A 10,706-nucleotide genomic window follows, 5' to 3' on the forward strand; every position below is an offset into this window, starting at 1 on the left:
CACCGTGTCGCACTCCCCGGTGGGTGGGCGTCGCCGTACGCGCCCCAGAGAGGCGCACAGAGCATTTCCACCCCCGCTCCCCCACACCTGACAGACCATCAGACACCCAGATACGTCCTCACCGCGTCGCCGAAACGGCCGCGAACGGGAATGCAAAGCCACCCCCATAAACACGTTCACCCCGGGCCGCAATTCGACCCGGGGCGAATAGGAAAAGGGACCGGATTACATGGGGAGATCATCGTTTCGATTTCCGGGTGACTGGGTCGGCGGCGCGGTCCGGGCGGGTGAGCGGGGGGTGAACGGGGCGCTGACGCGGGGGAGGATGCCGGGCATGCGCCCACTGCTGACTCAGCGGGAGGCCGCCGCCGCGTGCGGGGTCTCCCTGTCCACGATCCGCCGCCGCCGTGAGGGCGGCGAGTTCCCCAGCACCCGGCGCGATCCGGTCCGGGGGTGGCTGATCTCGGTGGACGAGCTCCTGGCCGCCGGTCTACGGCTCCACGCCCCGGCCCCGCCCGACGAGCAGCCCACGGCGGACAGGGGAGCGTGGGCCGTGAGCACCCCCGGCGAGCACCCCGCCCACGGGGCGTCCATGACCCACGCTCAGGCGCTCATGGACGAGCTGCTCACCGCGCGCCACCGGGCCGAGATCGCCGAGGCGGAGGCCCGCCTCCTCCGTGAGCACCTGGGCGACCTCCGCCAGCTCCTGCGCGCGCTCACCCCCGCTCCCCCGGCCCCGCCCGCCGACCAGGACCTGAGCGAGGCGGAGCCGCCCACCGTCCCCGCCCAGAGCGAGGGCCATGACCAGCCCCCGGCCCCGCCCATGACCACCCGCCAGACGGACGACACGCGCCCCGCCCGCTGGTGGCGTCCCGGACGCTGACCCTCCCTCTCTCCCTCCCTCTCTCCCTCCCCACCGGAGAACGCCCCAGCCCGCGCCGACCGGCCAGAGCCCGACGAGGGAGAGAGGGAGAGCCGCTGGCGCGGCCCCGGCAGCACGGAGAGACTGGGCCCGTGACCGACCGCCGCCCCCTGGGCACCGGCCCCGCCCCGTCTCCCACGACAGACGCCGTCCCGCCCACGCCAGCACGCGCCGGGACCGCCGCCGACCGCATCACCCCGGCCGCCCCGGCCGCCGACCCCCCGCCCGGCGAGCGTCCCGCCGGACGCCGCACCCTCGGCACCGGACCCGGCACCGCCCCCTGACCACCGAGCCGCCCCACGTGCACGTGCACCCGTGCACGCAGATCCCCGCGCGACCCCGGCCAGCGGCCCCAGGGTCAGCCGCGGACGCGCAGCACCTCGGCCCGGCGTACAGGCTCGGGACGGATGTCCACCAGCCGGCTCGTGCCGTAGGAGCCGGTACGGACGTAGATCAGGAGCTCGCTCGCGCTGGCCCGCTGGATCCACTGATCACAGCTCACGGTCACGGCGCGCATCCCCGTGGTGGACCCGCTCACCGGGCCACCCAGGCGAACGGCCGGATGGACTGGGCGCGGGTCCAGACGGCGATCGCCGCGCTACCCGGGGCATGCCCCGGGTAGACCCGCCCGCCCTCGATGCTGGCGAGCATCCGCGCACCGTGATGGACACACCCCAGCACGCCCCCCACAGCGGTGTACCGGTCCCGGACCAGCACAGCATCCCCCGCCCCCTCACACCGGGTCGGATCATCGGCGTGCGCAGCAGCACACCGGGCACGGGCAGTCGTCACAGCGCTCTCCTCACAGACGGCGTGAGGGGCACCGTAGAGCCCAGCCCGCCCCCGCGTGACCCGATCCCGGCACCCGGCCCGCCACGCGTACACGCACGGCACGCACGACACGCGACACGCACGACACGCGTCGGACACCCGCCCCGGCCTGACCACGGCCTGACGGACGGACAGACAGCCCGTGAGGCGCTGTACGCCGATCTGAGGCCCGATCCCGCCCCCGGGGGCCCACGGAGACCCGGGGACGGGTGACAGACGCTCAGGGAGCGCCTGAGGGGCCGTCTGGGGCTAGGTGAGTGGATCAGCCGCCCACCGGTCGGCCCCGCCGTCAGCCGGAGCAGGGATCGTGATCCCGGCCGCAGCCGCCTGTTCGTCCGTCACCGTCAGCGCCGGGACGGGGGCGTTGCCCGCGTGCTCGATCGCCTGCCACGGCCACGTCACCCCCTCGCAGACCTGCTCCGGCCACGACCGCGCCGAGCGGGGCCCACGCCACGGCACCCAGTCCATCAGCCGCAGCGTCTCCGCCCCGGGACCCTCCGCCGGGGAGAGACCGAACCCGAACTCAGGCCAGCGCAACCACAGCGAGCTGCCGATCGGGCGCAGGTCCCGCCGCCCACCCGGACCGCCGTGCGGCGCGTGTGCCTCGATCAGCAGCGCCGCCCCCCCGGACGCGACCCGGACCGCCTCCAGAGCCGACATCAGCGCCCGCGCCGAGTCCTCCGCCGACTCCCCCGACCGGGGAGCCGCGAGCTTGTACACCGGCCCGATCGCGATCAGGTCCGGGCTCTCGCGCTCCACCCGCCGCAGCAGCCACGACCGGTCGGCGGGCTGGTTCAGGTCCAGCCCCTCCGGCCGCACGTCCACGACCATCTGCCCCCGGCCGATCGGCGCACCCTCCTCAGCCGCCGCCGCCGCCATCCGCGCCAGCCACGGCCGCGTCTGGTCGGCGCTGTTCTCCACGTCGACCAGCAGGCACTTCACCGGCCGGATCCGGGCCCGCTTCCACGGATGCAGCCCGGCCGCCGCCCGCACCAGGATCTGACGCAGCAGCAGGCTCTTGCCGCCGCCCTCCCCCGCCGTGATCATCAGCCGGTCCCACCGCGCCAGCACCCCCGGGACCACCCAGTCCGGCTCCACGTCCGCCTCCGCCAGGAAGTCGATCAGGTCCACCGGCGGAGTGTCCGTGGCGGCCAGGCCCCGGTCCCGCGCCGCCTGGACCCGCGCCACCGCCCGCTCCGCCAGCTCCTGCGCGTCGCCCTCACCCGACATCGCCTCAGACGCCGTCTGCGCCCCGGCCGCAGCCAGCGCCCGCCGCAGCGCCGCATCCCGGATCTCCCCGGCGTAGACCTCCGCATGCGCCGCCGTCGGCACCGCGTCCACCAGCTGGTGGACCGCCACCGCGCCGCCCACCCGCGCCAGGTCGCCGGACCGGGCCAGCTCCCCCGTCACCGTGATCGGATCGCACGGCTCTCGCCGCGCCCGCATCGAGCAGATCAGCCCGTACACCGCGCCGTGCTGGGGCGCGTAGAAGTCAGCCGGCTCCAGGACCTCGACCACCGCCCGGAACGCGTCGTCGCCCGCGTCCCCCGGCATCATCAGCGCCCCCAGCACCGCCCTCTCCGCATCGGCCAGATACTCCGCCCGCGCCTCGCTCATCCCGCTCACAGACCCGACCCCCGCTCCGCGATCCTCGCCCGCAACGCCGCCACCTGCTCCGCCGTCGCTGACGGACGTTCGCCACCAGGAGCAGCCGCGCCCGTCGGCCCGGCCTGGCCGGGCAGCCTGTGCCGTGGGTGCTGCGCGTGCTGCACCAGGTCCCGGTAGCCCAGCGCAGGCATCTCAGCCGCCCGCGCCGCCAGCCACGCCACCGCGTACCCGACCGCCAGCAGCTGCTCAGCCTGAGACCGCAGCTGCTCACGGGAGCCGTTCAGCAGCGGCCGACCCAGCGCCTGGACGTACGCGTCCACCACCACGTCAGCCCCCGACCCCTCCGGCGCAGCCGCCTCTCTCTCTCCGGGGTCGCTCACGCCACCCGCACCAGAGAGAGAGTCTTCTTCCTCACCAGTCTTGATCTTTTTAGCCGCCGAGGCCCCGACACCCGATGCCCCGACAGCCGGAAACCCGTAGGTCGGTGCGACCTGCGACGATGCCTTGTTTTTGCTGGTCGCGGACGACCTACGGGTTTCCGTAGGTCGTCCGCCGTCCTCACGCGGGTCGATCCACTCCGGCTCCACCCGGACCGAGCGGCACCCGGACTCCTCGATCTCCGCGATCATGGCCGCGACATCGTCCCGGGTGAACCGGATCGAGTCGGCGGAGAACTCAGTGCGCCACTTGGCGTCCACGCCGTGGATCTTGAACTTGACCACGTACGCCCGGGAGACCAGGTTGCGCATCGCGCCCGCCAGAGCCTCCCGGCCCTCTTTGCGGCGCTTGGAGATCCCCTCCACCGTCACGTCGTCGCCGTCCTTCGCCCGGAGCAGCAGGGTCAGCAGCCCCAGCGCCAGGACGTGCAGCTCCTCGTCGTCGGCCGCCCCGTTGTCGATCGCCACGAACCGTGGCGGTCGACTGGTCCGCTTCCTCACACCGCCACCCCCGCCCCGGCCGCCGTCACACCGTGGTCCTGTGGCCGAACGGCCCTGTCATCTCGTACGCTCACTAGTGCACCTATCTCGTGCTCTCGCCCCTGGGGCTGCAACCCCGGGCGGACGTTCAGGCCCCGCCAACGGCGGGGCCTGCTGCGTTTTGGTCGGTGGCGGATTCTAGGAAATGGCCAGAGGATGGCCAGGTGCGTAAACGCCTTCACCTATTCCAATCACTTTGTCTCCGGTGACATAAACGCTGCGCATTACTAGCACCGCGAAATCGTCGCTCAATTCGAGCGCTTCACGATCTGCTGCGGTAGTGATTCGCGCATCTACCGTCTTCGAGGCGACTTCTACGGAATTGCCTGAACGCTCCGCGTACACGGCTTGCCATGTCGGATCGCACGCTCGCGGCTCGTCGATCTCCGGCACCACCTCTGCGATATCGAGATGTACCCATGACTGGGACGCCTGCAAAATGAGACTCCCCCTATTCACGGTACGCACCCGGTTCACGCACTCGCCCGCTCCGAGCTGGTCAGCGACCCAGTCCGGAGCCTGCACTCGGACACTGCGCGTGTGGTGGATCGTCTCCCCGGCCTGCGTGATGCCACCGATCCGCTGCATCCCCGCGATGAGCTTCCGGCGATCAGCCACGAAGACGCCTTTGCCCTGCTGGGAGTACACGTAGCCCTCGGCTTTGAGGAGGGCGACGGCGCGGTACACCGCGTTGTCGCTGAGGGCAAACTGGTGCATTAGTGCGCGTGTGGGCGGAAGTCTGTTGCCTGCTTCGAGCGTGCCTCCATCGATGCGCGCCTTCAGGTACGCGGCCATGCCCGCGACGGTGCCTGTCATGTGGACCTCCTAGCTTCCTATCGGATGCTCTTGACGCTACCTGAAGCGTCCCCTATCTTCCTACAGGAAGCTACTTCCTATGGGAAGTTTTTTCCACTCCCGAGGGGTAATTGTCCCTGGGTAAACGTGGTCTGACCTGCGTAAACACGGCGAGGCCCGGCCGGTGTTCCAGCACCGGCCGGGCGTGGCCGGGGTGTTCCAGCACCCGAGCCGTGTCGGACCGATCCATCCGTGCGTGGAGAGAAGGGGTGTCGACGTGTCCAGTGTGTCCTGGTGGTGGTGTCGGTGGTGGCGGTGGGGGCGTGTCCCGGCCGCTGAGGTGGTGATCGTGGTCATCTCGGCTGAGCCGGCTGAGTCGGCGGGCGCGGCGGGGGGCGATGAGCTGCGGGTGCGGGCGCTGCTGTGCTCGCGGGGGGTGTCCCTGTGAGCGGTGACGCCGAGGCCGAGGCCGAGACCAGGGCGACCTCGGGGCGGTGGTGGTCGGGGCGGCTGCATGCTGCGGCTGCTGCTGTCGAACGCCGTGTCCGTGGGTCGGAGGCTCCGGAGGCTGAGGAGTCGGACGGCTGGTGGGACGGCCTGTATGACGCGGAGGGGGGTCTGCGTCCGGAGCTCCCGTCTCCGCCGGGTCCGGGTGCGGGTGCGGATGGGTGGTGGGAGGCGGTGTACGACGCGGGCGGGGGTCTGCGTCCGCCGCCGCCGGAGCCCGCGCCGGAGGAGGCGGTGGAGGGTCGGTGGCTGCGGCCGGTGCCGGTGGGCGAGTACTACCCGGTGCCGGTGCTGCCGGAGCGGCCGGTGGATGAGGCGACCGGGGAGCCGCGTCCGTGGCTGTCGGGCGGGACGCGGCGGCTGGTGATGAACGGGCTCGCGGCCGGGGCGGGGTACCAGGTGGGGCTGCTGGGGCTGATCGGTGACGCGATCGAGTCGTGCGGTGAGGACTACTCGATCGGGGGCGCGCTCGTGCTCGGGACCGGGGTCTGTCTGGTCATCGCCCATGTGTGGGACCGGCGGACCCGTCACTGGCACTGGAGCGTCGCGTGGGCGGCGCGGGTCCCGCTGGCGTCCGCCGTGACGGCGCTGGCCCTGTACGCGCCCGCCTCTCAGATCTGACGTACTGCCACATATCGATATAGATAGGACATTCAGCATGTTTGAGCATGTTCAGACTGTGATGGCGATCGCCGAGGCCGCCCCCGCTGAGGGGTTCACCGGGGGGAAGCTGCTCGGGAGCGTCGGGGCGGGCGGGCTGGCGCTGGTGGGGACGGCTGCTCTGGTCGGAGGGATCCGGGAGCCGAAGGGCCAGAGCAAGATCCGCTACAAGTTGAGCTCGACGCAGGCGACGCTGATCGGGATCGGGGCGGGGACGTGCTACGCGGCGGCCGGGTCGATCTGGACCGCGACGGGCGACCTGTCGCAGGCGTTCGCCAGCATCTTCACGGGCGGCGCGTTCGGGGCCGCTGGCCTCGGCGCGGTCTCCGGCCTGCTCGGGGCGTTCCTCTACTTCCGGGAGCTGTCGCCCGGCCGGGGTGCGCTCGCGGGCATCCTCGCGGCCGGGGTCTGGTCCCAGGCGGGCGGCATCTGGGGGGTGCCGGAGGCTCTGGTGCTGACCACGGCCGGTGCGCTGGGGGCGATGTGAGCGGGGGGACGCCCGGAGCCGGCCCCGGCGCCGGGCACGGGCATGAGCTGGCGGTGGTCGCGGAGCTCCAGGAGGAGGAGCTCCAGGAGGAGGACCAGGAGGACCAGGAGGCGGACCAGGAGGACCAGGAGGCGGAGCCGGGGTTGGTGTCGTATCTGGTGCCGGTGTCGTGGGCGGGGTGGCGGGAGCTGGGGGACGGGCTGGGGCCGGGGACGGTGGCGCTGGTGGGCCGGGCGGTGGGGTGGGTGCGGGGAGGTGGTGAGGGGGCGTGGGCGCGGCTGGGGTACGGGGCGGCGGGTGTGTATGCGGCGGGCTATGTGGTGGTGCAGTCGCCGTACACGGCGTATGCGCCGCCGGTGGTGCTGGCGGCGTGGGTGGTGGGGGCCAGTCTGTGCTCCCCCACGGCGGAGGCCCGGAAGGCGGCGGCCGAGGCGGCGGCGATGGAGGCGGCGCGGGCGGCGTGCCCGGAGTGCTCGCTCCTGCCGGAGGGGGAGGACTCCCCCGCTGACGGCGGCGACCAGGGCGACGACGGCGACGAGGGCGACGAGCCGCTGACGCTGGCTGAGATCGTCGCGGTCCTCGATGCGGCGTACGCGCCCGGTGCCAACGGGATCCACGTCGATGTGGCGCTGTCGCGGGCGCAGCGGCACGGGTGGCTGGAGGACTGGTCGGCGGGCGATCTGCGGGCGGCTGTGGAGGCGGCGGGCATCCCGGTGCGGGATCAGCTCAAAGTCGCCGGGCGTGGTGGGGTGATGGGGGTCCACCGGTCGGCGCTGGAGGAGGCGCGGGAGCGGCTCCCCGCCGCCCCCGGCGGGGGTGGGGACGGGGGCGGCGGGGAGGGGGTCCCGGCACCGGTCCCGGGGCCTGTCCCGGCGGGCGGTCGGGGGCCCGTCCCGGGGGCCGCGTCGGGGGCCGTGTCGGGGGCGTCCCGGGCCCCCGGTCGGGGTGCGGCGTGAGGGGCTGTCGGCCCCTCTCCCCGGCCGGGGCGCGGGGCCCTCCCCGGGGGCGGGTAGGGGGGTAGGAAAGCGCAGGTCAGAGCGCACCTACCTACCGTCCTACCGCCTCGCCTACCTACCCGCCTACCGCCTGATAGGAGCACTGATGCAGCCCGCATCGGAGATCGACTGGAGTCAGGAGCTCGACCCCGGCCGCGTCTACGGCTGGTCCGTCGTCGTCGCTGTGCAGACCGTGGCCCAGGAGCACTGGGGGGAGTACCGGCCGGAGCCGGGGACGACCGCGGGGCAGGCGCTGGAGGAGATCCGGCGGCTGTGCGCCGACCGGATGAGCGCCCCCGAGAGCGTGGTGCGGCTCGTCACGGTCCGCATGGCCCCGCAGTAGCCGTCTGTCGATCGCCGTCTGTCCGATCGCCGTCCGTCCTCCGGAGCGTCTCCGGGGTGCGGGCGGGGGCCGGATACGCCGGACCCAGACATGCGCGGAGCGGCCGTCATCCACCAAGAGTCCGACCGCTCCGCTCCACCTGAAGTGGAGATCCCATCATGGCACTCCGCAAGAACATGCCGATCACCCCGGGCTCGCGCCCGGATCCGGCGCATGAGACGACGTATCAGGCGTCCCGGGGCGGCTGGCACCGGCCGGTGCCGAAGCCGGTCCCCGGCACCCCCGGCACTCCCGGCACCGAGGCCGCCCGGACGGGTGGTGGGCGCTGATGGACTGCTGCGGGCGTCCGATGGTCCAGGAGGGGCCGCGTCTGGTGTGCCGCCGGTGCGGCGGCTGGGTGGAGCCGGGGGCGGTCCGGTGAGCGCCGAGGACGAGATCGGCGAGCTCCAGGCGCAGCAGGCGGCCGAGGCGCTGGCCCAGGCGCGGATCGCGGCGGCGCAGGCGGCTGGCGCGGCTGCTGAGGCGGCGGCGCGGGCGGCCGAGGAGATCCGGCGGGCGCGGGAGGGCAGGTGACCGCCCGGCCTCAGCCGCATGAGAGCGGCGGCCGGGTGCCGAGCCCGCCGCCCGAGCCCCCGCGTCCTCACCCCGCCGACCCCCACTGACCCCTGACTGACCGACACATCACAGAAGGAGACAAAATGGCTAGTCGCGCAGAAATCGACTTCTCGCGGGATCTGTCCCTGGCGCTGTCCGAGCACGGGGCGACGTATCACGTGTCCCGGAGTGCGGGGCCGTACGTGCACGTGCCGCTGAGGGGCGTCGAGGCCCCGGTCGGGACGGCGCTGGCGCGGGCGGTGGCGCTGGGGCAGTGGCTGATCGTGGGCCGGAGCGCGGGGGAGCTCGTGATCACGGCCGACGGTGACCCGCACGCCATGCCCATGCCGTACCTGAGGGTGAACATCCGGTCGGGGTCGCCTCAGGAGGCGGCTCAGGACGTAGAGACGTACCTGCGTACCGGGAGTCTCTGAGGCGACCGTGGGGCCGGGCGGGACGCCCGGCCCCACGCGGCGCGTACGCGCCGCCCCCCTGGCCCCGGCCGGTCACGGCCGGGGCCGTTGATCCGAGAGAGTGATGGAGAGACAGAGTGATGACAGCACGTCAGGGCGGTGCGCCGGAACACGCGGTCACCGCCGGTGGTGGTGACCGCGTGTTCCGCGCGCTGATCGCCGGGGCGGTGGTGGTGACGGTGGTCGCGATGGCGGCCTCTGCCAGCACGCTGGCGGAGCTGGGGCATGCGGTGGGCTGGGTGCAGTGGAGCGGGCGGCTGGCGTGGTCGCTGCCGGTGGCCGTGGATGTGCTGGCGCTGGTGGCGGGCGGGGTGTGGCTGTCCCGGCAGATGTCCCGTCAGGCGCGGGATCTGGCGCGGGCGGTCACGCTGGCGGCGGTCGCGGCGAGCGTGATCCTGAACGCGGTCGGGCACCTGGTGGCGTCCGGGGACGTGGTGGTGACGCCGTGGCTGAGGATCGGGGTGTCGACCGTCCCGCCGATCGTGGCGGCCGTGACGGTCCATCTGGTGGGCGTGGTGGTCGCCACGCGCCCCGTGCCGGAGCTGGCGGCGGTGGAGCCGGAGGCCGCCGTGCCGGAACCGCCGGCTGAACCGGAGGCCGCCGTGGATGTGCCTGCGCTCGCGCCTGTCGTGTCGCCTGTCGCGCCCGCCGCCGAGGAGGGGGAACCGGCCCTGACGCCCAGCACAGAGGCGGCCGACAACCCCGCTGTCGCGCCCCGGGTCGCCACCCCGGCGACAACCTCCCCCGAGCCCGAGCCCGAGCCGCACCCCGTCCCCGTACCGGTCCCGGTCCCGGAGGCCGAGGTGCGCGAGCCCTACCGCGCCCCGGCCGCCGTCGCTGCCGCCGCCCCGGTCCGGGACTGGGTGGTGACTGCCCGCGTCGAGGACGAGCACCAGGAGCCGGAGCTGGAGCCGCGCCCCGTCCCGGCCGCGCCCGCCGCCCCGGTCCGGGACTGGGACCACCCCGGTCTCCCCGAGGAGTGCGCACCCGGCCGCGCCCCGGAGCTCCTGACGGACGACCAGTCCCGCGCCCGCATCCTGTACGGCCTCACTCAAACGGACTGGAGCCAGCGCCGCATCGCCGCGGTCGCCGGGAAGAGCGCGACCACCGTCAACAAGATCAAGGCCACTCTGGCCACCGCTGGAAGGATGACGCCATGACCACCGACTACCGCTGGACCGCCTCCTACTGGGACGGCCGCACCACCCGGGACGCTCACAGCACACTCACCGCCCCGGCGAATGCCACAGAAACCGATGTACGCGCGCAAGCGCTCTCAGCCCTGCGTCGCAGCTGCCTCGTCGACATGGTGTTCACCCTCACCATCGAAGCCATTCCGACGTCAAATGGAACACTGCATCAGACTGTGTAATCCTCGCTTTTTCTATTCGCCCCGGACTGAATTCCAGTCCGGGGCGAATGTGTTTATGGGGGTGCTGTGAATTCCTGTTCGCGGTTGTTCCGGCGACGCAGTGAGGACGTATCTAGTATCTGACGGTGTATCAGATACGGGG

General features: G+C 73.1%; 15 protein-coding genes. 11 read left to right on the plus strand and 4 right to left on the minus strand.

All coding sequences use genetic code 11. The annotated features are described in order from the left end of the window. Positions 1–334 precede the first annotated feature (334 nt). Positions 335–883, plus strand: a complete 549-nt coding sequence (locus FF041_RS02075) for a helix-turn-helix domain-containing protein (RefSeq protein ID WP_153520751.1) — start codon at positions 335–337, stop codon at positions 881–883. A 131-nt stretch (positions 884–1,014) separates the two neighbouring features. Then, on the plus strand, positions 1,015–1,206 hold the full coding sequence (locus FF041_RS02080; protein WP_153520752.1) for a hypothetical protein: 192 nt from the start codon (positions 1,015–1,017) through the stop codon (positions 1,204–1,206). A 74-nt stretch (positions 1,207–1,280) separates the two neighbouring features. Here the strand turns inward: FF041_RS02080 and FF041_RS02085 are convergent, their stop codons facing one another. The 4 genes from FF041_RS02085 to FF041_RS02105 all read right to left on the minus strand — a co-directional run bounded on the left by FF041_RS02085 (position 1,281) and on the right by FF041_RS02105 (position 5,154). After that, positions 1,281–1,460, minus strand: coding sequence for a hypothetical protein (locus tag FF041_RS02085; protein ID WP_153520753.1), 180 nt, complete (start codon positions 1,458–1,460; stop codon positions 1,281–1,283). 542 nt (positions 1,461–2,002) lie between these two features. After that, positions 2,003–3,370 (minus strand): DnaB-like helicase N-terminal domain-containing protein, encoded by a 1,368-nt coding sequence (locus tag FF041_RS39995; protein WP_153520754.1) that lies wholly within the window; start codon positions 3,368–3,370, stop codon positions 2,003–2,005. Positions 3,371–3,375: 5 nt separating this feature from the next. Then, positions 3,376–4,266 (minus strand): hypothetical protein, encoded by an 891-nt coding sequence (locus tag FF041_RS02100; protein ID WP_153520755.1) that lies wholly within the window; start codon positions 4,264–4,266, stop codon positions 3,376–3,378. A 210-nt stretch (positions 4,267–4,476) separates the two neighbouring features. Further along, positions 4,477–5,154: a GntR family transcriptional regulator gene (locus FF041_RS02105; RefSeq protein ID WP_153520756.1), complete on the minus strand. Its 678-nt coding sequence runs from the start codon at positions 5,152–5,154 to the stop codon at positions 4,477–4,479. 423 nt (positions 5,155–5,577) lie between these two features. Here FF041_RS02105 and FF041_RS02110 point away from each other — a divergent pair, with 423 nt between their 5' ends. The 9 genes from FF041_RS02110 (at position 5,578) to FF041_RS02150 (ending at position 10,564) form a co-directional block, all read left to right on the plus strand. After that, positions 5,578–6,261: a hypothetical protein gene (locus FF041_RS02110; protein ID WP_153520757.1), complete on the plus strand. Its 684-nt coding sequence runs from the start codon at positions 5,578–5,580 to the stop codon at positions 6,259–6,261. Positions 6,262–6,298: 37 nt separating this feature from the next. Continuing rightward, on the plus strand, positions 6,299–6,787 hold the full coding sequence (locus tag FF041_RS02115) for a hypothetical protein (RefSeq protein WP_228387981.1): 489 nt from the start codon (positions 6,299–6,301) through the stop codon (positions 6,785–6,787). Further along, the gene (locus FF041_RS02120) at positions 6,784–7,743 is read left to right on the plus strand and encodes a hypothetical protein (protein WP_153520758.1); all 960 of its coding nucleotides are present in this window, start codon (positions 6,784–6,786) and stop codon (positions 7,741–7,743) included. The genes FF041_RS02115 and FF041_RS02120 overlap by 4 nt, the downstream gene beginning before the upstream one ends. Before the next feature lie 145 nt (positions 7,744–7,888). Then, positions 7,889–8,125, plus strand: a complete 237-nt coding sequence (locus FF041_RS02125) for a hypothetical protein (RefSeq protein WP_153520759.1) — start codon at positions 7,889–7,891, stop codon at positions 8,123–8,125. A gap of 158 nt (positions 8,126–8,283) precedes the next feature. Continuing rightward, a complete protein-coding gene (locus tag FF041_RS02130) occupies positions 8,284–8,454 on the plus strand; it encodes a hypothetical protein (RefSeq protein WP_153520760.1) in 171 nt (56 codons plus the stop codon). Between the two features lie 88 nt (positions 8,455–8,542). Further along, positions 8,543–8,698: a hypothetical protein gene (locus FF041_RS02135; RefSeq protein WP_153520761.1), complete on the plus strand. Its 156-nt coding sequence runs from the start codon at positions 8,543–8,545 to the stop codon at positions 8,696–8,698. Positions 8,699–8,823: 125 nt separating this feature from the next. Then, on the plus strand, positions 8,824–9,153 hold the full coding sequence (locus FF041_RS02140; RefSeq protein WP_153520762.1) for a hypothetical protein: 330 nt from the start codon (positions 8,824–8,826) through the stop codon (positions 9,151–9,153). Between the two features lie 119 nt (positions 9,154–9,272). Then, positions 9,273–10,352 carry a hypothetical protein gene (locus tag FF041_RS02145; protein WP_153520763.1) on the plus strand — a complete coding sequence of 360 codons (1,080 nt, stop codon included), beginning with the start codon at positions 9,273–9,275 and terminating at the stop codon, positions 10,350–10,352. Continuing rightward, positions 10,349–10,564 carry a hypothetical protein gene (locus FF041_RS02150; protein ID WP_153520764.1) on the plus strand — a complete coding sequence of 72 codons (216 nt, stop codon included), beginning with the start codon at positions 10,349–10,351 and terminating at the stop codon, positions 10,562–10,564. Before FF041_RS02145 ends, FF041_RS02150 begins: the two co-directional genes overlap by 4 nt. Positions 10,565–10,706: the final 142 nt, after the last annotated feature.

The organism is Streptomyces jumonjinensis (assembly GCF_009600885.1).
GTDB classification, from domain to species: domain Bacteria; phylum Actinomycetota; class Actinomycetes; order Streptomycetales; family Streptomycetaceae; genus Streptomyces; species Streptomyces jumonjinensis.

What these genes read in the sequence shown, in the direction of transcription:
- FF041_RS02075 (WP_153520751.1), top strand. Translation starts at nt 335, where the DNA reads ATGCGCCCACTGCTGACTCAGCGGGAGGCCGCCGCCGCGTGCGGGGTC.
- FF041_RS39995 (WP_153520754.1), bottom strand. Translation starts at nt 3,370, where the DNA reads ATGAGCGAGGCGCGGGCGGAGTATCTGGCCGATGCGGAGAGGGCGGTG.
- FF041_RS02105 (WP_153520756.1), bottom strand. Translation starts at nt 5,154, where the DNA reads ATGACAGGCACCGTCGCGGGCATGGCCGCGTACCTGAAGGCGCGCATC.
- FF041_RS02115 (WP_228387981.1), top strand. Translation starts at nt 6,299, where the DNA reads ATGTTTGAGCATGTTCAGACTGTGATGGCGATCGCCGAGGCCGCCCCC.
- FF041_RS02125 (WP_153520759.1), top strand. Translation starts at nt 7,889, where the DNA reads ATGCAGCCCGCATCGGAGATCGACTGGAGTCAGGAGCTCGACCCCGGC.
- FF041_RS02130 (WP_153520760.1), top strand. Translation starts at nt 8,284, where the DNA reads ATGGCACTCCGCAAGAACATGCCGATCACCCCGGGCTCGCGCCCGGAT.
- FF041_RS02140 (WP_153520762.1), top strand. Translation starts at nt 8,824, where the DNA reads ATGGCTAGTCGCGCAGAAATCGACTTCTCGCGGGATCTGTCCCTGGCG.
- FF041_RS02145 (WP_153520763.1), top strand. Translation starts at nt 9,273, where the DNA reads ATGACAGCACGTCAGGGCGGTGCGCCGGAACACGCGGTCACCGCCGGT.
- FF041_RS02150 (WP_153520764.1), top strand. Translation starts at nt 10,349, where the DNA reads ATGACCACCGACTACCGCTGGACCGCCTCCTACTGGGACGGCCGCACC.